The organism is Providencia sp. PROV252 (genome assembly GCF_033676005.1).
Lineage (GTDB): Bacteria > Pseudomonadota > Gammaproteobacteria > Enterobacterales > Enterobacteriaceae > Providencia > Providencia vermicola.
Window position 1 is genome coordinate 2,443,920 of the sequence record NZ_CP096294.1, and the last position, 23,341, is coordinate 2,467,260.

A 23,341-nucleotide genomic window follows, 5' to 3' on the forward strand; every position below is an offset into this window, starting at 1 on the left:
TCATTTTTTTATGAGTAAATCATCGTTTGTTTCCAGCCGCACCCTAACGCTAATTGTTTTTTCAATTGCGATCAATATGGTTGTAGGCCAATTAAGCTCCATGTTAAAGCTGCCTATTTTTCTTGATTCTATCGGAACATTAATTTGCGCCTTACTCGCAGGGCCTTGGGCTGCTCTCACTAGCGGATTATTGACCAACTTATTATGGGGGCTTCTAAGTGGTCCAATCGCAGCGGCTTTTGCCCCCGTTGCAATGATGATAGGTTTAAGTGCAGGCCTTTTAGCACGTGCTGGCGGTTTTCGCACATTACCAAGAGTGATTTTATCAGGCGTTGCGATCACCTTCGCGTTAATGATTGTTGCCGTGCCAATTCGAACGTATTTATTTGGCGGCACAACAGGCAGTGGCGCCGATTTCTTTGTTGCCTATTTCCATGCTGTGGGTGATAACTTACTTGAATCCGTTGCTATCACCGTTTTAGGGGCAAATATTGCCGATAAGATCATCTCAGCGCTCGTTGCATGGTTATTAGTTCGACAATTACCTGAACGTGTGCAACGCAACTACCCAAATATGGCGAAGGTGCGCTAAATGCACCCGTTCACCTCACTGACGTTGTGGCTTTGGCTCAGTGCCAGTGCATTGTTATTACCGCTAGACTGGCCATTGATTCTGCTGGGGTGTAGTACATTTCTTGCTTTACTATCATGGCGCCCAGCTCGCTCTCGCTGGAAAATTGTTGCATGGTTTATGATCCCAATGGCATTAGGTTTATGGCTAATACATGGAGGGTGGTTCGCACAATTGCTGACAGGTGAAACACTGAAAAATAGCCGACCTGAGTTTGCTTTAGCCTTATGGTTTAAGTTGTTAACAATTATCAGTTGTTCACAAATTTGGCTGCAATATGTACCAATTGAGCGGTTTATCCGTGCTTTATTTGCTAGCAGACTACCTGCTAGCTTTTCTTACCTTCTTGCTGGGCCATTATTACTTGTCGAACAACTTAAGCAACAACTGAATATTATCCGTGAAGCACAATTAGCAAGAGGTGTTCCACTTGACGGTAATTTTTGGCAACGATGCACTTCATTACCCGCTATTTTGTTCCCCTTAGCCAGCAATACATTAAGCGAGCTAAGTATTCGTGGCGCAGCTCTGGATATGCATGCGTTTCGCTATAGCACCAAACGCACAACGTTGAATCCACCTGCGGATAGCTACTGGCAAGTTATATTACGTTACAGTCTGTTATTATTGATATTTATTGAAGGTGGGTTAGCTCTGTGGTGGTAAATTTACAGCAAATGCAATTTATTCCCCAAGGTGCACAGCACTCGTTACTGGGGCCCATTGATCTCCAGCTTAATGCAGGCCAATGGCTTTGCGTATTGGGAGGAAATGGTAGTGGAAAAAGCACATTAGCACAGCTTCTTGCTGGTTGGCATGGGGATTTATTACACGGTGAATTAACAGGGATAGCAAACGTATTACAACAACCGCTGGTAAATAACGCATTAGTTCAAGCGTCTGTTACACGTCAACTTATTCAGCAATCCCCTCAGTTGCAGCTTTCTGGCTGCACATTTACCGTCGAACAAGAAATCGCCTTTGGCCCCGAGAACTTAGGCTTGTCACCCGATGAAATCGCTCAGCGTATCGAACATGCTATCGCATTCACTTTTTGTGAGCCACTCAGGCATCGGCACCCTGCGACCTTATCTGGTGGCGAAGCACAACGTGTTGTTTTGGCAAGTGCCCTGGCGATGCGTCCCAAATTATTGTTGTTAGATGAAGCTTTTAGTCGATTGACCCCCAGTGCGACGCAGCGCCTATTGTCTCAATTGAAACACTATTCAATTCACACCAATTGCTGCATCATATTATTTGAGCGTAATTTATTACCCGCTATCAATTACTGTGAAGACTACCTTTTACTCAGTAGCGGTAAGGCATTTTCTGAAGCAGGAAGAATGCTCTCCAGTGGTTCTTTAAACACAATTTTTCCGAGCTCAATTGCCACGATTAATATGCCCGATGCATGGCGTGCGATTGGGGAGTTAATTAACCTCGGCGAATGGCAAAGTTCAATCCCTCGTGATGAAACACAATTAATTGATGCGTTTAAGGTGTTATATGCTACAACTCAATAACGTCAGTTACCGCTGGCCAAGTTCAAATATCAATAATATTTCTGATTTATCATTCAATGTACAGGCAAGTGAATGGGTTGCGCTTGTCGGTGATAATGGCGCAGGGAAATCGACACTTTTGCGACTTTTAGCGGGGTTATTATCCCCTAACCAAGGTGATTTACTGCTACATAACCAGCCCCTCGCACAATTAACAACCCCTCAACGCGCTAACCAAGTCGGTATCTTATTTCAAGAGGCGGAAAAGCAAATTTTTCACAGTACAGTAAAAGCCGAAGTCGCATTTGGATTAAAACGAAAAAAGCTGCCAAAAGAGGTCATTACTGAACGTGTACAAAATGCATTGGAAGCTTGCCACTTAACTGATGTTGCGGACAAACACCCACTCGACCTGCATGCAGGGCAACGCAGAATGGTTGCAGTCGCCTGTTTAGAAGCCGTCTCGCCATCGCTAATCTTACTCGACGAGCCGAGCCGTGACTTCGATGCGTTATGGATGCAGCGGTTTGAAAATTGGTTGGATTTACAACGTATTAAAGGCACTACTATTGTGACTATTAGCCATGATTTTGACTTTGTGGCGCGCCATTTTAAGCGGGTACTACATTTATCCCATGGAAAACTGATTGCAGATGGCTCACCAATAGAGGTGCTCAATCATAATGCATTACAAGTTGAGTCTGAGCTCCCTGCTCCAACCTTGATTTCATTGAGCCAAACGTTGGCATTATCAACCGCATCCGTCACACCTAAAGCATGGGTTAAAAATTTTCTTCATCTTGATGAGATAAAAAAATAGCCTGCTAAGCAGGCTAAAGTCATTCTATTTTATAGGAAATAATTAATCTAATTGAACCCCGATGCGACGCGCAACTTCTTCATAAGCTTCGATCAAACCACCAAGACTTTGGCGAAAACGGTCTTTATCCATTTTGTTTAGTGTTTCTTTATCCCACAAACGGCTACCATCAGGGGAAAACTCATCACCCAGAACCACTTGGCCGTTAAATAAACCAAACTCCAATTTAAAATCAACTAGAATCAAACCTGCATCTGCAAAAATCTTGCTTAATACATCATTAGCTTTGTAGCTAAGCTCACGCATTTTAGCGAGATTTTCTTTGCTCACCCAGCCAAACGTTTCGCAGTAAGATTCGTTAACCATTGGATCGTGTTTAGCATCATCTTTTAAGAACAGGTCAAATAATGGCGGGTTTAATACCATCCCTTCTTCAACACCTAAACGCTTCACTAATGAGCCCGCAGCACGGTTACGGATCACGCACTCAACAGGCACCATGTCTAATTTTTTGACCAGAGCTTCGGTGTCGGACAGTAACGCTTCCATTTGTGTTGGAATACCCGCTTCTTCTAACTTACTCATAATGAAGTGGTTAAACTTGTTATTAACCATGCCTTTACGGTCAAATTGCTCGATACGCTCACCATCGAGTGCTGATGTATCATTACGGAATTCCAGAACTAACAGATCAGGATCCTCAGTGGTATAGACAGTTTTTGCCTTGCCACGATACAACTCAGCTTTCTTTTGCATCTTACACACTCCAGAGATGTGATTGAACTATAGAGAAAAACAATAGGTGAATAGATTTTGTGACGCTGTTTTGCAGAACACAAAATTAACGGAAAATGGAAAACAGATAAAAATGCCTTTTCTCAGTTAATTTTTTGCTCTGTTTCAGTCAGTTAACCATCAAACCGTATCGTTAATCTAACTTACTGATATTCAATATTTTATCTTTCAATGCCTATTATGATAATAAAATTTCACGCTTGACGCAAACGATTACTTAACGATAAACACTGATTTTTTGTCCATTTGTTTTTCGCTCATGAGGTATTCGTTTTTAATTTACCAATAACTAATTAGCCAACTATATAGTTGATAATAAAAGGAAGAGTATTGATAAATGAACTGATTAATGATCAGCTTTATTATTTGGACTGGTTCAATGGTGATTGGCTGATAACAACTAATTTATGTGGATGAATATCCTTGTCTTTCCCCCAGTACACGTCCATCCAGTTAAGGTAAAAATCCTCCATATTGGCAATACGAGCAAGGGGCCTCTCTTCTTCGCCATTAGATGCGTAGACAAAGTAATGATTAAAAAATGCCCAGTTAATCATATTCTCCCAAAAGCGTTGCCCATCTTCAGTTTGTTCTTCATCCGTCACCATAATATTGTACGTATTGAGCAAATAAATGAAAAACCTTTCAGGTAAATCCTTGATAGTCATTTTATGATTAGGCGCAAAAGTTCGCCACACTTTAACCTGAGTACACGTGGTTTTCCCTATTACGATGTCCCGTCGAAACCGCAGTTCAACCAAGTACACCGTTTCAGGCTTCTCGCCTTCTGCAATTAAGCGGTATTGATCCTTCTCTCGGGATTTCACTAAACGATAACCGTTAGGTAAAACAAAACCAGGGAGTGCAAATTCACTCACTCCTTCCGCTAAAAAATGTGAGGTGTCTTCTACATTTCGGCGGGTGATGCGTAATTTTTGGTTAAATTCTGTGCCTGAAATTTTCCTTGGCATAATATCGTTGCTACCGTTTTTTGTGGGTTTCGCCTCTGCGGTGTTATTGATATTAAATAAGGTATATCCGAAAAATTTCTGATGATAAATCAATCAAAATATACGTGACGAGTATCGATTATTAATATAAATAATCGATCACTATTATTTCTTTTCCCATAAAAAAACCGTGGCTAATAACGCCACGGCTTCTATTTTTTAACCATCAAAACTGAGTGATTATTTTTTTGCTGGGGCTTTACTGAACGCCGCTTTTAATGCTGCAACCATTTCGTCATTTTGTTTCTGCGTTAATGCAACGCCTTTTGTCGAAATAAACTGCAACGTACTACGGTTGTTTAAGTCGCCCACTTGCACTTTATAGTCTGCTTCAGGCACAGTTGGGTCATCAATGCCCAACGCTTGCCACTCAGAACTGCTTAAACCTTTATAAGTCACCATTACTGAACCTGTTGAACGCGTGCGGTCACCCACTTTCATCCCCACGCTTTCTAAAGTGTGTGGTAAGCGTTCCCATACAGCATCAAACGGTGCACGGACAACAATCAGCGGTAAGCCAGTATCATCACTGCCAGTTTGCACATCAATGATGCCATAGGCGTTTTGCAGGCTATTTTTATTTGAGGTATCACGTAACGCATACAAGTTGTCAGTTAATTCATTTAATAACAATTTGTTATAACGTTGAATTTCAACAACATCCGTAATAGTTTCATCACCTTGACGCATACCTAAGTTAGTCACTGTCAAGGCTATCATGCCATTTTCAGGTTTAACTGACACTTTATGACGACTTTCCATCGGAATGTTTTCGTCAGCACGCGTCCATTTTATCCAGTCAGTTTCAATGGAGTGAGTACCGTCATCTTTCGATGAAACTGGAATGTTACGTTGCTCTAAAATCATCGTAACTTGTGACCATAAAGCACTATTTTCAGGTGTGTTTTCTAGCAACAAACGGCTTGCATCAGCGCTATTTTCCGTACGCGAACCAGCTAATTGCGAAATCGTCAGTACTGGTGGACGAATATCTAACGCTTTCCCAACTGGACCTGTTGAGGTCGTTTTTGGAATGTCGTATTCACCATTTTGTGCAGGCAATGTAATCCCTTGCGGCACATTTAATACTTTCAATGGCGCGGCGTTAAGGTATTCCTCATCACCACTGACCTGACGTTTATAGCGCTGATCGCTGGAGCAGGCTGCCAGTAACACCACAAGTGACAGGCCAGCAACCTTCATAACCTTCGATTTTTGCAATAATGTTGCCATTAAAATTCCCTAAATTTTACAGTAACCCAGCGAGTTTTAAAGCGTCCTCAACTTTTTGCTGGCCTGCCGCAGTTAACGGTGTCATTGGTAACCGTAATGTTCCATCGGCAATCAGACCTAAGCGATGACAACCCCATTTCGCTGGAATTGGATTCGGTTCAACAAATAACTGTTGGTGTAAGCCCATCAGTTTTTTATTTAATTCACGCGCCTCAGTATATTTGCCTGCAAGCGCTAAGTCACACATTTTTACCATCTGAGCCGCAGCAACGTTCGATGTCACTGAAATAACGCCCTTTCCGCCCAGTTGCATGAAATCAAGTGCGGTCGCATCGTCACCCGTTAATAGCACAAAATTATCATCAACCAGCTCTTTGATTTGATGAACACGTGCTAAGTTCCCTGTCGCTTCTTTAATTGCGACAATATTCGCCAATTTTGCTAAACGACCCACAGTTTCTGGCAGCATATCGCAACCTGTACGTGATGGTACATTATAGAGAATTTGTGGCAAGCTCGTGTTTTCTGAAATTGCTTTAAAGTGTTGATATAACCCTTCCTGTGAAGGCCTATTATAATAAGGTGTTACAGTCAGGCAAGCAACTACACCACTGTTTTCAAAATCATTTGTGAGTGAAATAGCTTCTGCAGTCGCATTTGCGCCCGCTCCTGCAATAATCGGGATACGACCATCAGCAAGCTCTAATGTTGCTTTCACAACATCCACGTGTTCTTTATGCGTTAAGGTTGCTGATTCACCAGTAGTACCAACAGAAACGATAGCCGTTGTGCCGCTTTCCACATGGTAATCGACCAATTTTTTTAAGCTAGCTTTATCTAAACGCCCCGCTGAATCCATTGGTGTGATAACTGCGACAATGCTTCCTGTTAAAAATTCTTTGTAGTTTGCGTTTCCATTAGCCATAGCGATACCCCTTAAATAATTGAACCTCCATGTTACGTTTTCATTTCCAAGAAGAAAACCACCCAACAGCAAGATTTTAATGAATTTTGTTAATGCCAACAGAGTTAACTTAAATAGAAGTAATAATTCACTGACTTTTCTCGCAAGAGTGAATGACGCCTCTTGGCAGATGTCACTTTTTATGGTTTCCTTACTCCCAGTGGCCGTCAGTTTTTATAGTCTCGTTTTAAGGCTATATTCTAATCAAATGTTTAACTGACATAATCAAAAAAATAAGGAATAGACTTTGCCTAAGACTGAACAGCAATTTCTTGTCATTACTGCGCTGGGAACAGATCGTCCGGGCATCGTGAACACCATTACACGTATTGTCAGTGAGTGTGACTGTAATATTGAAGATAGTCGCTTAGCGATGTTTGGCAAGGAGTTCACCTTCATTATGATGTTATCTGGCAGTTGGAATGCAATTACCCTCCTTGAGGCAACCTTGCCTCCTAAGGGAGCTGAACTCGACTTGCTGATTGTCATGAAGCGAACTCAGAGTGTTCAAATAACTTATTATCCATCCACAGTTACTGTGAATGTCGTTGTCGATGATGCACCTCGAATTGTCGAGCAATTCACAAATTTATTTACAACTTCGCAATGTAATATCGCAGAACTTGTTTCTAAGACTCAACCAGCCAATAATAATATGCCTGCTCAACTGGAAATTCAGATTACTGCACATGACCCGTTGGACGATAATGGCATAATTATAAAGAATAAATTTCAACAACTATGTACAATGCTAAATGCCACAGGCAATATCAGTATTGTTAACAACCCCAATATGCAGAGTTAACGGAGATATATGTAATGAACCCATTGAAAGCCGGTGATAAGGCGCCACAATTTAGCCTTCCTGACCAAGATGGTGAGATCATCAATCTTTCTGATTACCAGGGTCAGCGCGTATTAGTTTACTTTTACCCAAAAGCGATGACTCCCGGCTGTACAGTTCAAGCGTGCGGCTTGCGTGATGAGATGGATACACTCAAAGCAAAAGGCGTCGAAGTGTTAGGGATTAGCACTGACAAACCAGAGAAACTGTCGCGTTTCGCTGAAAAAGAAATGTTGAATTTCACACTGTTATCCGATGAAGACCACCAAGTGTGCGAGCAATTTGGGGTTTGGGGCGAAAAACAATTTATGGGGAAAACCTACGATGGAATTCACCGTATTAGTTTCTTAGTCGACCCAACAGGGAAAATCGAGCACGTTTTTGATGATTTCAAAACCACTAACCACCATGAAATCGTTCTCGCGTACATCAACGCAAACGCATAATACTTTATAATTCAATAGTGCTGTATATCCCATACAGCACTATGATTGATTTCTTATTTAGCCTCTTCTACTGGCTCTTCTGGCCAAACATGGATTACTGCTTTAATTAAAGTCGCCAACGGGATTGCAAAGAAAACCCCCCAAAAGCCCCACAATCCGCCAAATACCACCACGGATAAAATAATCACCAATGGGTGTAAGTTAACAGCCTCTGAAAACAGTAATGGCACTACAACGTTGCTATCCAGCCCTTGAATGACCAAATAAACTAACATCAGATACCAAAATTCACTGCCAATCCCATATTGAAATAACGCGACAATAACCACAGGAATGGTGGCAGCAACTGCACCAATATAGGGTATGAGTACCGCGACACCGACTAGCACCGATAACAATACCGCATAGCGCAAGTCGAAATAGGCAAAACATAAATAGGTTGCGACACCGACAATCACCATTTCCGTCACTTTACCGCGTAGGTAATTGGTGATTTGCTCGTTCATTTCGACCCAAACTTTCCCGACTAATAACCGGTTTTTAGGTAGCAATTTTAAGAAACTGCGACTAATACGTTCTTTATCTTTTAGTAGAAAAAAGGTCATTAATGGCACTAACACTAAATACACCGCAAGGGAAAAAATGCCAATTAGTGATGCTACCGAAGCCTTAACCACGGAATCAGCAATCCCAGACATACGGCTACGTAAGTTATCAGCCATCATATCTATGATCCCAACATCGACTAATGCAGGGTATTGCTCAGGGAGTTTTTGAGCAAACTCATTGAAGCGGTTAACCATATTGGGGAGATCGGCTATCAAATTAATACCTTGCTGCCATGCCGTTGGCGCAATAATTAAAATAACCATGGCACTTATTCCTGCAAACAAGGTCAAAATAATACTCACGGCAACTGCGCGGGATAACCCTGCGCGCTGTAGTATATTTGTTGGCCATTCAAGTAAATACGCCAAGGCAATTGCCACCAGCAATGGAGCCAGTATACTGCTGAAAAAGAAGATGATCACAAAACCTGAGACCAACAATGTAAACAGTGCCACGGCTTGTGGATCGGCAAAACGCCGACGGTACCATTGTAAAAACAATTCCAGCATGTGTTGCTCCCGAGGAATTAATGCGAAGGACAGTTCCTAAATTAACGAAAATTATACCGAATAACAGATTTTACGATAGCTTTTGCTATCATGTGTTTTAAACTTTTCGAGTTATTTGATGCCTTGTGTTTATGTACTCGAAATAAAGTTGGCACTTACCCTAAATTTTAAACGTTGTATGGGATACTCACGTTTCATGAAAAAAAAATTGAAATACCCATTATTGGCTTTCATGATCGCTGCACTCGTCAATGGTGCGGTTTTGCCTGCTTATAGTGCAATTGAAGATACCTTACCTGACATCGGTACCACTGCGGGTGGCACGCTTAGCATTAACCAAGAAATTATTATGGGTGATGCCATTACCCGGCAAATTCGCGCCAGCACACCACTAATTTACGATCCCTTGTTAACTCAGTATGTTAACAAGATTGGCATGCGTTTAGTGAAGAATGCTGACTCAGTTAAAACCCCGTTTAAGTTTTATTTAGTCAATAACCCAAATATTAACGCCTATGCTTATTTTGGCGGCAATGTGGTGCTGCACTCCGCTTTATTCCGTTATAGCCAAAATGAAAGCCAGCTCGCTTCTGTTATGGCTCACGAAATTTCTCACGTCACGCAAAGGCACCTTGCGCGAATGATGGAAGACCAAAAAAGCACCACGCCGTTAGCCATTGCAGGGACAATTGGCTCACTCCTTTTAGTCATGGCCAATCCACAAGCGGGTTTTGCTGCACTAACAGGTACGATGGCGGGTGTGCAACAAGGTAGGATTAGTTTCACACAAGCGAATGAGCAAGAAGCAGATCGTATTGGGCTGCAAACATTGCGCCGTTCGGGTTTTGATCCTCATGCAATGGCGGATTTTATGCAAACCATGGCAGATCAAACGCGCTATATGTCTAAACCGCCTGAAATCTTGTTAACGCACCCCCTTCCCGACAGCCGTTTAGCGGATGCACGTAACCGTTCAAGTCAGTTACCCAAAGCCAGTGTGCCTTCATCATTAGATTTTATGTTAGCCCGTGTCCGTATTTTAGCCATGTATGGCACAGAGCAAAAGCATGCCCTTGACCAGATCATCGAAAATTACGAGAAAGGTTCGCAAAACGAACAGCTTGCTGCGCAATATGGTAAAGCCCTGATCCTTTCACAGGATAAAAAATACGCAGATGCAGGTAAAATTCTCACTGAATTATTAAATAAACAGCCCGATAATCCGTGGTTTATCGATAGCATGACAGATGTTGATATCGAGCAAAATCAAGCAACTAAAGCCATCACTCGCCTGCAAGGTGCACTCAAAAAATCACCGAAAAACACGGTGTTTATTGTTAACTTAGCGAACGCGTTAATCAACAACCATCAGTATAAAGAAGCGACCACGTTACTGAACAAATACACTTTTGATTATCCTGATGACCCAATTGGTTGGGATTTGTTGGCTGAAGCATCAGCAAAACAAGGCAATCGCCCCGAAGAACTCGCGGCTTATGCAGAAGGCCTCGCACTACGCGGTGGTTATGACACAGCAATCAATTATTTAAGTGATGCCAGCCGCCAAAGCCGTTTAGGCAGTTATGAACAACAACGCTACGATGCACGTATCGATGCATTGAGAAAACTACAATTACGTGATGAAAATGCAAAACCGTAAGGACTCAAAATGACGGATTCAATTAAGATTTACCATAACCCGCGTTGCTCTAAAAGCCGTGAAACCTTAGCGCTTTTAGAAGAAAAAGGGATCGCACCAACGGTGGTTGAATATTTAAAAACAGCACCGACTGCTGCTGAGATTAAAAAATTATTGAAAATGCTAGGTTTTAAAGATGCTCGTCAATTAATGCGCACAAAAGAAGACTTATACAAAGAGTTGAATTTGAGTGATGACAGCTTAACGCAAGATCAACTCATTAAAGCGATGCATGAGAACCCTAAATTGATTGAACGCCCTATTGTGGTTAATGGTGATAAAGCCCGTTTAGGTCGTCCACCTGAGCAAGTGTTGGAGATTTTGTAAAAATCCCTCTTAATAAGCAAAAACCAGTCTCACTGAAAAATTAAGACTGGTTTTTTGTTATTTCTGACCTTTATATTCCATATAGCTCAGTATGGTTAAAAAAAAGCAGTGGAGAAGCCCACTATATTTGAAATTATTATTGCTTCAATAAAATCACTTTTACCATAAGAAGATTTACCAACCTTATAGAGTATATTTAATTGGTTAATTAATTGGCTTATGACTATAACGCCAAAAAATAACAAATAAACTTAAATAAAAATAGATAAAGTACAACAAAATTTTCATTTATTCATTATCTCCTTTTAAGTTGTCATCTATATTTTTCTTCGTTAATTCTGATGATATAGCACCCGTGGCACTACCAATAATATTAGGGTACTTAGATTGTTTTGGAGGAGCAGATATGGATGGCATATGTGTTAAAATCGTTCTTTCAGCCCACTAGACCATATATTCATTTTTTATCTAATAAAATAAAACCTGCATATTCCCTTTCGTTTATGATTGAGTTTCCTAACTTTATTTTATCGTAAAGAAAAATCTAAAATACTCTTTTTTATAGTCAACTAACCATATCTTTTATATTTATTATTTTAAATACCTTTGCCATTCAAGTTTAAGGCTATATTAATAATTAAGGCAGTAATAATACTATAGATTTAGAATATCTTTAACAAACGGAATGGTGAGTTTGCGTTGGGCAACAATCGAGGCGTGATCTAACTTGTTGAGAATATCAAACAACGTACCCATTTTTCTGTCGAGGCGTTTAAGCACAAAACGGCATACATCTTCAGGCAATTCAAAACCCCGCATGCGAGCACGTAATTGTAAGGCGTAGATTTTATCTTCATCACTTAATGGATGTAGTTTGTAAATCTGCCCCCAGTCGAGACGGGAAGCTAAATCAGGCAGTTTAAGGTCAATTTGACGAGGTGGACGATCACTGGTGATCAACAAGCAGGTACGGCCAATTTCGAGAATACGATTATATAAATTGAACATCGCCATTTCCCATTCCTCATCCCCAGCTATGCATTGAATATTATCAATACACACCAGTGATAGGTTTTCCATACCTTCAAGGACATCAGGCACAAAATAGGCACGTTTATCTAAAGGAACATACCCAACAGCAACGCCTTGCTCTGAAAGCTCTGCGCACGCAGCATGGAGTAAATGGCTTTTTCCGCCACCTTCACGTGACCAATAATAAATATAGCTACCATGTGCTTGATTGATTGCAGATTTTATAGCAGACAGCAACGCTTCATTTTCCCCTGCATAAAAGCTGGCAAAGGTTTCATCATCGGGTAGATAAAGTGGTAGTGAAAGCTGTGATGGTGTGTTCAGAATCGCCTCTGGCTGTACAAATCAATTTTCGCTAAACAGTTTACCACAAAAAACGCGGGTAGATGAACAAGATCCCTTTCAATTGCCGCTGCTTTAACCACAGCAGCAATTGTCATAAATTAAAAAATGTGATTACTTATCGTTATTTAGCTCTTTAACTTCACTGTTTACAAACTGTTTTTCAGGACGAACAAAGGTAATAAAACGGAACAGTAATGCCATAAAGATCCCGACAATAGTCGCTAATGCCATCCCTTTTAGTTCAGCTTGGCCAATGTGAATAACCGCGCCACTCACCCCGATAATCAAGATCACAGAGGTTAAAATTAAGTTTTGAGGCTTATTATAATCAACCTTCGAATCAATCAGAACGCGAATACCTGACGCACCAATAACTCCGTACAGTAATAATGAAACGCCCCCCATCACAGGTACAGGCACTAATTGGATTGCAGCGGCTAATTTACCAATGCACGATAACAAAATAGCGATAATCGCTGCCCCACCGATGACCCAAGTACTGTAAACCTTGGTAATTGCCATCACACCGATATTTTCACCATACGTGGTGTTTGGCGTTGAACCAAAGAAACCAGATAACACGGTTGAAAAACCGTTAGCAAACATCGAGCGGTGTAAACCTGGGGATTTCATCAAATCCCGTTCAACGATATTGGCCGTAACCACTAAGTGGCCTACGTGTTCTGCGATAACGACTAACGCCGCAGGTAAAATAGTGAGGATAGCAAACCACTCAAAACGTGGAGTATAGAATGTTGGGATTGCAAACCAAGGCGCTTCAATCACTGGGGTAAAATCCACAATCCCCATAAAGTATGACAACGCATAACCCGTTAAAAAACCGATTAAAATAGGGATAATCGATAAGAAACCACGGAACATGACCGCACATAAAATAGTCACCGATAACGTGGTTAATGAAATGATTAAAGTGTTAGTATCAACCGCCGCGCCATCTTTTGGCAGTAAACCTGCCATACCTGCCGCCGTTTGGGCGAGTTCTAAGCCGATAACAGCAACAATTGCTCCCATCGCCGCTGGCGGGAACATCACATTGATCCAGCTCCTTCCTGCCACTTTGACGATTAACGCCACAAGGCAAAACAACACACCACAAATAATAAAACCACCCAATGCCAGTTCATAACCCAATGGCAATAGAATTAACACTGGTGAAATAAAGGCAAAACTTGAGCCTAAATAAGCAGGGATCTGACCTTTACAGATAAACAAGTAGATTAATGTACCAATTCCGTTAAACAGCAAGATAGTTGCTGGGTTTACACCAAACAGAATAGGTACGACAACGGTTGCGCCAAACATCGCAAAAAGATGCTGAAAACTCAGTGGAATAGTTTGTAGTAATGGTGGTCTTTCTTCAACACCAATAGTGCGACGTGTCATTTGAGCTTATCCCCTTTTAGCTATGATTTATGCAAGTGGCCGAAGACTTGCAAACATTGATTTCATTTAATAAATCAAAAAAAAGCCGACTTCTCAGTCGGCTCATTTTTATTTAGTACCAAATATCTTATCGCCCGCATCACCGAGGCCTGGAACAATGTAACCTTCTTCATTGAGATGCTGGTCAATGGAAGCGGTATACAGCTCAACATCTGGGTGGACTTTTTCTAATGCTTTGATCCCTTCAGGTGCAGCAACTAAGACTAAAACCTTAATTGACTTACACCCTTCTTTTTTCAGTAAATCGATAGTCGCGATCATCGAACCGCCCGTTGCCAACATAGGGTCAACAACTAACGCCATACGCTCATTGATATCTGAAGTCAATTTTTGGAAATAAGGGACAGGCTGCAGTGTTTCTTCATCACGGTACACACCAACCACACTGATACGTGCGCTAGGAATGCTTTCCAATACACCATTCATCATACCGATACCTGCGCGGAGGATTGGGACTACAGTGATTTTCTTACCTTTAATTTGTTCTATTTCGACAGGACCACACCAACCATCAATAGTCACTTTTTCAGTTTCTAGGTCAGCGGTTGCTTCATAAGTCAGTAGGCTACCAACCTCTGAGGCCAGTTCACGAAAGCGTTTGGTGCTTATATCATGATCTCGCATCAGGCCAAGTTTATGTTTAACGAGAGGGTGTTTTACCTCAACGATCTTCATGGGTTTCTCCTACTATTTTAGACGCTGGCGGACAAAAAAATCGCGGGATTATAACTCTTTTAACCATGAATGCCACTAGATTACGTTTGATTTTGGTCAAAACAGCAACGATTAGGCAAACTTTTTTAAAATAGTATACCCCATATCGGTTAAGTTGCATGTTGATGATCTCCTGAATTTATTTTTTTGCCAATATTTAAATATTGGGCATATTTCACCTTGTGAACAGGCTCACTTTCTGCCATTTTCAGCCATAATAATTTTCATTCACAAAGCTATCGCAAACGTTTGCTTAGCCTGTTAGAATACTGCCCATGATGTTATTTTTTTCAAAAATGTAATTGCCTTGGGGGCCGTAGTGACTGATAAAACCTCTCTCAGCTATAAAGATGCCGGTGTCGATATTGATGCAGGTAACGCACTGGTTGAACGTATTAAAGGTGTCGTAAAAGAAACGCGTCGTCCCGAAGTGATGGGGGGTCTTGGTGGGTTCGGTGCATTATGTTCCCTGCCACAAAAATACCGCGAGCCCGTACTTGTTTCAGGTACCGACGGCGTTGGGACAAAATTACGTCTGGCAATGGATTTAAAACGCCATGATTCAATCGGGATTGACCTTGTTGCCATGTGCGTTAATGACCTTATCGTTCAAGGCGCTGAGCCATTATTCTTCCTTGATTACTACGCGACAGGTAAATTAGACGTTGATACCGCTGCCAGCGTCATCACGGGAATTGCCGATGGCTGTAAACAATCTGGCTGCGCATTAGTGGGTGGTGAAACCGCTGAAATGCCAGGAATGTACCATGGTGAAGACTATGACGTTGCAGGCTTTTGCGTTGGTGTAGTTGAGCGCTCTGAAATCATTGATGGCAGCAAAGTCAGCGCAGGTGATGCGCTAATCGCCCTCGCCTCAAGTGGCCCTCACTCAAACGGCTATTCATTAGTGCGTAAAATTTTAGAAGTCAGCAAAACGAACCCCGAAACTGAACAATTAGATGGCAAATCATTGGCTGACCATTTATTAGAACCTACACGTATTTATGTGAAAAACGTGTTAGAGCTGATTGCGAAGAATGACATTCATGCGATCGCACACATTACAGGCGGCGGTTTCTGGGAAAATATCCCACGCGTTCTACCGGATAATACCCAAGCGATTATTGATGGTAGTAGCTGGCAATGGCCTTCAGTTTTTAGTTGGCTACAAAACGCGGGTGATGTCAGTACCCATGAAATGTACCGCACCTTTAACTGCGGTGTTGGCATCATCATTGCCCTGCCACAAAGTGAAGTCAATACCGCATTAGCGTTATTAACATCACTGGGTGAAAACGCATGGCAAATTGGTTCAATCGGCCAATTACCTGCGGGTGAAGAGCAGGTTGTGATCCGCTAATGAAAAAAATCGTTGTCCTCATTTCTGGCAGTGGCAGTAACTTACAATCGATCATTGAAGGTTGCCAGTCAGGCACAATAAAGGGTCGCATTGTGGCCGTAGTGAGCAACCAAAACACGGCTTATGGACTAGTGCGGGCACAGCAGGCAGGGATCCCTGCCGCTTGTCTTGATGCAAAAGCGTATAGCAATCGCCAAGCCTATGATGCCGCTTTATTAGCGCTTATTGAACAATACCAACCAGACTTGGTAGTCTTAGCTGGGTTTATGCGTATTTTATCCCCTGATTTTGTCACTCATTTCACAGGGAAATTACTCAATATTCACCCTTCTTTATTGCCTAAATACCCTGGGCTACATACTCATCGTAAGGCTTTGGAAAATGGTGATAAAGAACATGGTACTTCCGTTCATTTTGTCACTGAGGAATTAGACGGTGGCCCTGTGATATTACAGGCTAAAGTTCCTATTTTCCCTGAAGATACCGAAGCAGACCTCATTGAACGAGTAAAAACGCAAGAACATACTATTTACCCTCTGGTTGTACAATGGTTTAGTGATAACCGCTTGACCATGGTTGAAGGTAAAGCCGTATTAGATGGTAAAGTGCTCCCTCAACAGGGTTATGCTAATGAGTAGTTTATTTTCTGTATAAATAACGATTCAAAGGGTGGAATTTCCACCCTTTTTGTTGCACTAAAATTGGCGAATATACAATCTGTCAATTGATTGTTTTTTCAGCGATTAACCACTTAGTTCTGCATAAAGTGAACTATTCTTCAACAAGGGGATGATCTCTCTGTGTTATGTCATTATTTTATCCCAAATAAGTGGTATCCTTATTTAAGCAAAAAATGTTTTTTCATAACCAATAGAGGTGTTTTATGACTACCGGGCAAGTTCATCCGTTTAGGTTGCGCCCACTTGAACGTGAAGATTTAGCGTTTATTCATCAACTTGATAACAACGCCAGTGTGATGCGCTACTGGTTTGAAGAGCCTTACGAGGCCTTTGTTGAGCTAAGTGATCTTTACGACAAACATATTCATGACCAATCCGAACGCCGTTTTATCGTGGAAAATGATAGCGAAAAAGTCGGGTTAGTTGAATTGGTTGAAATTGATTATGTTCACCGCCGTTCTGAGTTCCAAATTATCATTGCACCGCACCACCAAGGCCATGGCTATGCGAGCCGTGCAGCAAGGCTGGCAATGGACTATGCTTTCTCTGTATTAAATTTGTATAAGCTTTATCTCATTGTTGATAAAGAAAATGTCAAAGCGATCCACATTTATAATAAACTTGGCTTCCATACTGAAGGTGAATTGATTGATGAGTTTTTCGTGAATGGTCGCTACCATACGGCTATCCGTATGTGCGTTTTCCAACAGCAATATTTTGCAATGAAACAGCAATCAGAGAACCCTGAAAGCGTCATCGCACAAGATAAAGCAATTAAGCATCACATTTAGTTAACTGGCTGATACAATCGCCATTAAGTAACAAGCGTCTAATACGGAGTCAGAATGTCCCAAGAACGTCTCTATCATGAAAAAGAGCTAAGCTGGCTGTCTTTTAACGAGCGCGTTTTGCAAGAAGCCGCCGATAAGCGTAACCCGTTAATTGAGCGAATGCGTTTTTTGGGCATTTATTCCAATAACTTAGACGAGTTCTATAAAGTGCGCTTCGCCGACGTGAAGCGCCGTATTTTAATTAATGAAGAACGTGGCTCTGCCAGTGGCTCTCGCCATTTACTTAAGCGCATCCAAGCAAAAGTCGCCAAACAAGAACAAGAGTTTGACGTTTTATATAATGATTTATTGCTTGAAATGGCCCGTAACCAAATCTTCCTGATTAATGAGCGACAGATTTCCCCACGCCAACAAATTTGGTTGCGCCAATATTTTCGCCAAAATCTGCGCCAACATATTACACCGATTTTAATCAACCCAGACACAGATTTAGTTGAATTTTTAAAAGATGACTATACCTATCTTGCGGTTGAGATAATTAATGGCAATGACATTCAATATGCACTGCTAGAAATTCCATCGGATAAAGTCCCGCGTTTTGTTAATCTCCCGCCTGAGATGCCAAAGCGTCGTAAATCCATGATTTTAATTGATAACATTCTTCGTTATACGTTAGACGAAATTTTCAAAGGCTTTTTCGATTACGACGAACTTAACGCGTATTCCATGAAAATGACGCGTGACGCCGAGTATGATATCGCTACCGAAATGGAGTCCAGCTTGCTGGAAATCATGTCGTCGACGTTAAAACAGCGCTTAACCGCAGAGCCTGTGCGTTTTGTTTATCAACGGGATATGCCTGATGAAATGGTCGCCTTGTTGCGGGAAAAACTGGGATTATCCAACGATGACTCCGTCATTGCGGGTGGCCGTTATCATAACTTCAAAGACTTTATTAATTTCCCCAATGAAGGAAATAAAAATCTATTAAACAAACCATTGCCTCGCTTGCGCCACCGCTGGTTTGATAATTTCCGTAACGGTTTTGATGCCATTCGGGAACGCGATGTGTTGCTGTATTACCCGTATTATACCTTTGAGCATACCTTGGAGTTATTGCGCCAAGCCTCATTCGACCCAAATGTGATATCCATTAAAATCAATATTTATCGTGTCGCAAAAGATTCACGCATCATCGATTCCGTGATCCACGCGGCACACAACGGCAAAAAAGTCACTGTGGTCGTTGAATTACAAGCACGTTTTGATGAAGCAGCGAACATCCATTGGGCTAAACGATTAACAGAAGCGGGTGTGCATGTTATTTTCTCCGCGCCAGGTCTGAAAATTCATGCCAAGTTATTTATCATCTCCCGTATGGAAGAAGGCCAAATTGTCCGTTATGCCCACATTGGGACTGGAAACTTTAACGAAAAAACGGCACGGTTGTATACCGACTATTCCTTACTAACGGCTAACGAGCAAATCACCAATGAAGTGCGCCGCGTATTTAGCTTTATTGAAAACCCATATCGCCCTGTCACCTTCGATAATTTGATGGTTTCACCACAAAATACACGGACAAAGTTAACTGCGCTAATTGACCAAGAAATTACCAACGCTCTGGAAGGTCTACCAAGTGGAATTACATTAAAAATTAATAACTTGGTTGATAAAGAACTGACTGATAAGCTCTATGATGCCTCTAATGCAGGGGTAAAAATTCGTTTATTAGTTCGTGGGATGTGTTCGCTAGTGGCTGGCCAAGCGGGTTACAGTGAAAACATTCAAGTCACCAGCATTGTTGACCGCTTTTTGGAGCATGACCGCGTCTATGTGTTTGCCAACGCAGGAGACGAAAAAGTCTTTATTTCTTCAGCTGATTGGATGACTCGAAATATTGACTACCGAATTGAAGTCGCGGTTCAATTAGTCGATCCCCTTTTAAAACAACGGGTTTTGGATATTCTGGAATTACAATTCAGTGATACTGTAAAAGCGCGTTATGTTGACAAAGATTTAAGTAATCATTATGTTCCCCGCGGCAACAAGCGAAAAATTCGTTCTCAACTTGCCATTTATGAACATTTGAAATCACTTGAAACGCCAGATACCCGAGCTTGATACTATGCCAATAACAACATCATCAGCACCAAGACCCCAAGAAATTGCGGCCATTGACCTAGGTTCAAATAGCTTTCATATGGTGATTGCGCGCGTTGTCAATGGTGCGCTTCAAGTACTTACCCGCCTAAAAAAACGTGTTCACCTTGCTGATGGACTGAGCGATACCAATGAATTAAGTGAAGAAGCGATGGAACGCGGGCTTTCTTGTTTAGCACTATTCGCCGAACGCCTGCAAGGCTTTTCCCCCGATAACGTCTGCATTGTGGGCACCCATTCCTTACGTGTCGCCACCAATGTGAAAGATTTTTTGCAACGCGCAAAAGAGATCATACCCTATCCTATTGAAATTATTTCAGGGCAAGAAGAAGCCCGTTTAATTTTTATGGGTGTCGAACATACCCAGCCAGAAAAAGGCCGTAAACTGGTTTTAGACATTGGTGGTGGTTCGACCGAAATTGTTATCGGTGAAAAATTTGAACCCTTATTGATTGAAAGCCGCCGAATGGGCTGTGTCAGCTTTGCAAAAAACTATTTTCATAATGAAACTATCACACCTGAATTTTTTAACCGTGCTTACCTTGCGGCTTGTTTAAAATTAGAAAGCACTGCCATTCTATTTAAAAAATACACATGGGATGTCGCAATGGGGGCGTCGGGGACCATTAAAGCAGCACACGGGGTTTTAGTGGAACTTGGTTACAAAGACGGCATGATTACCCGTGAACGCCTTACTGAAATAAAAAATATGGCGTTGAAATATAAAACTTTTTCTTCTCTGGATATTCCTGGACTGTCCAATGAACGCAAACAGGTTTTTGTTCCTGGCTTAGCGATTTTACTGGCGGTTTTTGACTCATTAGAGATTAAAGAATTACGATTATCGGATGGCGCACTGCGCGAAGGGGTTTTATATGAAATGGAGGGCCGTTTTCGCCACCAAGATATTCGCCAACGTACTGCTTTAAGCCTTGCTGAGCACTACAATATTGATAGAGAACAAGCAAAACGGGTGTTGAAAACCATGGAAGAACTTTATTACCAATGGGGTCAACAAAATCCTAAACAAATCAATCCACAATTAGAGTCTATTTTAATTTGGGCAGTGATGCTTCATGAAGTTGGATTAAGCATTAACCATAGTGGCATGCATCGCCACTCCGCTTATATTTTGCAAAATACCAATTTGCCTGGCTTTAACCAAGAACAACAACTGTTGTTAGCTACGCTAGTGAGAAATCATCGCCGAGCCATAAAATACGATGATATTCCTAAGTTTAACCTATTTAAACGCAAACAGTTTATGCCGTTAATTCAAATTTTGCGGCTCGCTATTTTATTAAATAATCAACGTCAATCCACCACCATTCCATCATCTTTGCGCATCGAAACAGACGATGGATATTGGACACTTTATTTACCTGCAGAATATCTTGAGCAAAATGCCTTGATGTTATTGGATTTAGAAAAAGAAAGTGCTTATTGGGAAGATGTTCCTGGTTGGTCATTAAGTATATGCGCGGAGAATAAATAACTTTCAGCCATTATTGTGGTGATTTCTTCTTGTTTTTTTCACGCTAAACGCGGAAATCACTGCCTGTTTGGTGCGACTATTTGATATATTATTCAAATGGGCGACAATAATGATAATAAATTTCGTCCGCTCACAGACGAATTAATAAAACGCGCTTCGGCGCGGCTATTGTTTTAAGGATTAAAATGTCACAATCTGCTTTCTCAAACGATGTGGGGCCAATAGTTAACCCGCACTCACAAAAGCTGGCACACATTCGCCAGCAGATCCTGACGCTTTTTTTAGATGACGAGGAATTCGTCCACGCACTTGTTGAAAATGATCAACACGTCAGTATTGATGACAAAGCAATTAGTGAAAAAATCAGTACTGTTAAAGAATTACTTCTCGATTTACACACCGCGGATATCGCCGATATTTTAGAAATGTTACCCTACGATGAACGTCTCGCCTTATGGCGTTTAGTCGATAATAACGAGCGCGGTGAAGTACTCGTCGAGGCCTCTGTCTCTGTATGGGACAGCCTGATTAAAGACATGTCGGATAGAGAATTGCTACGCGCGGTTGCTAGCTTACATGTGGATGAACAAGCCTACATTGCCGAACATCTTCCGCGCGACACCATGCGCCGCCTGTTAACCTATTTAGAACCAAGCCTACGCAGCCGTATTCGCGAAGTTTTACAATACGCAAAAGACAGTGTCGGCCAAATGATGGATTTCGAATTCGTCACCGTTCGTCCAAACGTAGCCTTAAAAACAGTACAACGTTACTTACGCCAACGCGGCAAAATTCCAGAAGCCACCGATAAAATTTTCGTAGTAGATAACAACAATTATCTGCAAGGGGAATTACCTCTAACCACCATTTTGACACAATCACCCGATAAAATCGTCGCCGACGTCATGAAAACGGATACGGTTACCTTCCTGCCTGATGAAAAAGGGGAAGACGCAGCGAGCGCGTTCGAACGGTATGACTTAATTTCTGCTGCCGTTGTGGACAGCAATGGCTTACTGATGGGTCGTCTGACGGTTGAAGACATCGTTGATAATATTAGCGAAGAAAATGATAACAGCATCCGTCGTATGGGGGGGTTAAGCCCTGAAGAAGACGTCTTTGCACCTGTAGGCCAAGCGGTTAAAACCCGTTGGACATGGCTGGCCATCAACTTGTGTACTGCTTTCGTCGCATCCCGTGTGATTGGTGTGTTTGAAGACACCATCTCTCAGCTGGTTGCTCTCGCCACTTTGATGCCTATTGTGGCTGGGATTGGCGGAAATACAGGGAACCAAACTATCACCATGATCGTGCGTGCGATCGCACTCCACCAGATCCAAAGTGGTAGCTTTTCCTTCTTAATGCTCAGGGAGCTGGGTGTCGCCTTTATCAACGGTATTGTCTGGGGCGGTATCATGGGGGTAGTCACCTATTTCCTCTATGGCGATCTTGCCATGGGTGCAGTGATGACGCTTGCAATGGTACTAAACCTATTGATGGCGGCAATAATGGGTGTGCTTATCCCACTTATTATGATCAAAATGGGGAAAGACCCTGCTATTGGCTCTAGCGTAATGATTACAGCTATCACCGATACTGGCGGCTTCTTTATTTTCCTCGGCCTCGCTACCCTATTCTTAGTATAATCTTTGTTCGTGCATGTTCAGCGAGAGCGTTGAGCATGCACGATTTATAAAACTCCGCCATTTCCAATAAAAACCACACAAATATTTCAAACTTAACGTAGAAAGCTCATTGCATTGCAAAGTATTTATTATTTTATTAGCAAGTTCATCTATTATATAGATTAAAATTACCATTCAAATAATTATATTTAGTGTTTATTTCATTACATTAAATAGTAAGAAATTATTAAATTAATCATAATTAACTAAATATATTACTATT

At 41.6% G+C, this 23,341-nt stretch carries 21 protein-coding genes and 1 pseudogene; 14 read left to right on the forward strand and 8 right to left on the reverse strand.

Annotated features, from left to right (window positions below; all coding sequences use genetic code 11):
• Positions 1 to 10 precede the first annotated feature (10 nt).
• From M1F05_RS11295 to M1F05_RS11310, 4 genes are read left to right on the forward strand one after another with little or no spacing between them, the layout of a single operon-like run.
• Positions 11 to 592 carry an ECF transporter S component gene (locus M1F05_RS11295; RefSeq protein WP_206086567.1) on the forward strand — a complete coding sequence of 194 codons (582 nt, stop codon included), beginning with the start codon at positions 11 to 13 and terminating at the stop codon, positions 590 to 592.
• Entirely contained in the window at positions 593 to 1,297 is a 705-nt protein-coding gene (locus M1F05_RS11300; RefSeq protein ID WP_206086566.1) for an energy-coupling factor transporter transmembrane component T, read from the forward strand.
• Positions 1,288 to 2,154 (forward strand): energy-coupling factor ABC transporter ATP-binding protein, encoded by an 867-nt coding sequence (locus M1F05_RS11305; protein WP_206086565.1) that lies wholly within the window; start codon positions 1,288 to 1,290, stop codon positions 2,152 to 2,154. Before M1F05_RS11300 ends, M1F05_RS11305 begins: the two co-directional genes overlap by 10 nt.
• Positions 2,138 to 2,953, forward strand: coding sequence for an energy-coupling factor ABC transporter ATP-binding protein (locus M1F05_RS11310; protein ID WP_206086564.1), 816 nt, complete (start codon positions 2,138 to 2,140; stop codon positions 2,951 to 2,953). Before M1F05_RS11305 ends, M1F05_RS11310 begins: the two co-directional genes overlap by 17 nt.
• A 42-nt stretch (positions 2,954 to 2,995) precedes the next feature.
• Here the strand turns inward: M1F05_RS11310 and purC are convergent, their stop codons facing one another.
• From purC to dapA, 4 genes are all read right to left on the reverse strand, one after another.
• Positions 2,996 to 3,709, reverse strand: coding sequence for a phosphoribosylaminoimidazolesuccinocarboxamide synthase (gene purC, locus M1F05_RS11315; protein ID WP_206086563.1), 714 nt, complete (start codon positions 3,707 to 3,709; stop codon positions 2,996 to 2,998).
• 401 nt (positions 3,710 to 4,110) lie between these two features.
• Entirely contained in the window at positions 4,111 to 4,719 is a 609-nt protein-coding gene (locus M1F05_RS11320) for a hypothetical protein (protein WP_206086562.1), read from the reverse strand.
• Between the two features lie 219 nt (positions 4,720 to 4,938).
• Positions 4,939 to 5,991: an outer membrane protein assembly factor BamC gene (bamC, locus tag M1F05_RS11325; RefSeq protein ID WP_206086561.1), complete on the reverse strand. Its 1,053-nt coding sequence runs from the start codon at positions 5,989 to 5,991 to the stop codon at positions 4,939 to 4,941.
• Positions 5,992 to 6,007: 16 nt separating this feature from the next.
• On the reverse strand, positions 6,008 to 6,916 hold the full coding sequence (gene dapA, locus M1F05_RS11330) for a 4-hydroxy-tetrahydrodipicolinate synthase (RefSeq protein WP_206086560.1): 909 nt from the start codon (positions 6,914 to 6,916) through the stop codon (positions 6,008 to 6,010).
• Between the two features lie 286 nt (positions 6,917 to 7,202).
• Here dapA and M1F05_RS11335 point away from each other — a divergent pair, with 286 nt between their 5' ends.
• Positions 7,203 to 7,760, forward strand: coding sequence for a glycine cleavage system transcriptional repressor (locus tag M1F05_RS11335; RefSeq protein WP_206086559.1), 558 nt, complete (start codon positions 7,203 to 7,205; stop codon positions 7,758 to 7,760).
• Positions 7,761 to 7,774: 14 nt separating this feature from the next.
• Positions 7,775 to 8,245 carry a thioredoxin-dependent thiol peroxidase gene (gene bcp, locus M1F05_RS11340; RefSeq protein WP_206086558.1) on the forward strand — a complete coding sequence of 157 codons (471 nt, stop codon included), beginning with the start codon at positions 7,775 to 7,777 and terminating at the stop codon, positions 8,243 to 8,245.
• Positions 8,246 to 8,298: 53 nt separating this feature from the next.
• Here the strand turns inward: bcp and M1F05_RS11345 are convergent, their stop codons facing one another.
• A complete protein-coding gene (locus M1F05_RS11345) occupies positions 8,299 to 9,363 on the reverse strand; it encodes an AI-2E family transporter (protein WP_206086557.1) in 1,065 nt (354 codons plus the stop codon).
• A gap of 196 nt (positions 9,364 to 9,559) precedes the next feature.
• Here M1F05_RS11345 and M1F05_RS11350 point away from each other — a divergent pair, with 196 nt between their 5' ends.
• Entirely contained in the window at positions 9,560 to 11,023 is a 1,464-nt protein-coding gene (locus tag M1F05_RS11350; protein ID WP_206086556.1) for a tetratricopeptide repeat protein, read from the forward strand.
• 9 nt (positions 11,024 to 11,032) lie between these two features.
• Positions 11,033 to 11,389 (forward strand): arsenate reductase (glutaredoxin), encoded by a 357-nt coding sequence (arsC, locus tag M1F05_RS11355; protein WP_206086555.1) that lies wholly within the window; start codon positions 11,033 to 11,035, stop codon positions 11,387 to 11,389.
• A gap of 654 nt (positions 11,390 to 12,043) precedes the next feature.
• On the opposite strand, the gene hda is transcribed toward arsC, so the two are convergent.
• The 3 genes from hda to upp form a co-directional block, all read right to left on the reverse strand.
• Entirely contained in the window at positions 12,044 to 12,748 is a 705-nt protein-coding gene (gene hda, locus M1F05_RS11360; protein ID WP_206086630.1) for a DnaA inactivator Hda, read from the reverse strand.
• Positions 12,749 to 12,877: 129 nt separating this feature from the next.
• Complete coding sequence (gene uraA, locus M1F05_RS11365; RefSeq protein WP_206086548.1) at positions 12,878 to 14,170, reverse strand: uracil permease; 1,293 nt, start codon at positions 14,168 to 14,170, stop codon at positions 12,878 to 12,880.
• 108 nt (positions 14,171 to 14,278) lie between these two features.
• Positions 14,279 to 14,905 carry a uracil phosphoribosyltransferase gene (gene upp / locus M1F05_RS11370; RefSeq protein WP_206086546.1) on the reverse strand — a complete coding sequence of 209 codons (627 nt, stop codon included), beginning with the start codon at positions 14,903 to 14,905 and terminating at the stop codon, positions 14,279 to 14,281.
• 358 nt (positions 14,906 to 15,263) lie between these two features.
• On the opposite strand from upp, the gene purM reads away from it, so the two are divergent.
• The 6 genes and pseudogenes from purM to mgtE form a co-directional block, all read left to right on the forward strand.
• A complete protein-coding gene (gene purM, locus M1F05_RS11375) occupies positions 15,264 to 16,304 on the forward strand; it encodes a phosphoribosylformylglycinamidine cyclo-ligase (protein ID WP_206086540.1) in 1,041 nt (346 codons plus the stop codon).
• Positions 16,304 to 16,942, forward strand: a complete 639-nt coding sequence (purN, locus tag M1F05_RS11380) for a phosphoribosylglycinamide formyltransferase (protein ID WP_206086538.1) — start codon at positions 16,304 to 16,306, stop codon at positions 16,940 to 16,942. Before purM ends, purN begins: the two co-directional genes overlap by 1 nt.
• 245 nt (positions 16,943 to 17,187) lie before the next feature.
• A complete protein-coding gene (gene speG, locus M1F05_RS11385; RefSeq protein WP_206086537.1) occupies positions 17,188 to 17,775 on the forward strand; it encodes a spermidine N1-acetyltransferase in 588 nt (195 codons plus the stop codon).
• Between the two features lie 54 nt (positions 17,776 to 17,829).
• A complete protein-coding gene (ppk1, locus tag M1F05_RS11390) occupies positions 17,830 to 19,899 on the forward strand; it encodes a polyphosphate kinase 1 (RefSeq protein WP_206086530.1) in 2,070 nt (689 codons plus the stop codon).
• A 4-nt stretch (positions 19,900 to 19,903) separates the two neighbouring features.
• On the forward strand, positions 19,904 to 21,433 hold the full coding sequence (gene ppx, locus M1F05_RS11395; RefSeq protein WP_206086517.1) for an exopolyphosphatase: 1,530 nt from the start codon (positions 19,904 to 19,906) through the stop codon (positions 21,431 to 21,433).
• A 365-nt stretch (positions 21,434 to 21,798) separates the two neighbouring features.
• Positions 21,799 to 23,079, forward strand: a pseudogene (gene mgtE / locus M1F05_RS11400) (magnesium transporter); the annotation flags it as partial.
• Positions 23,080 to 23,341 lie beyond the last annotated feature (262 nt).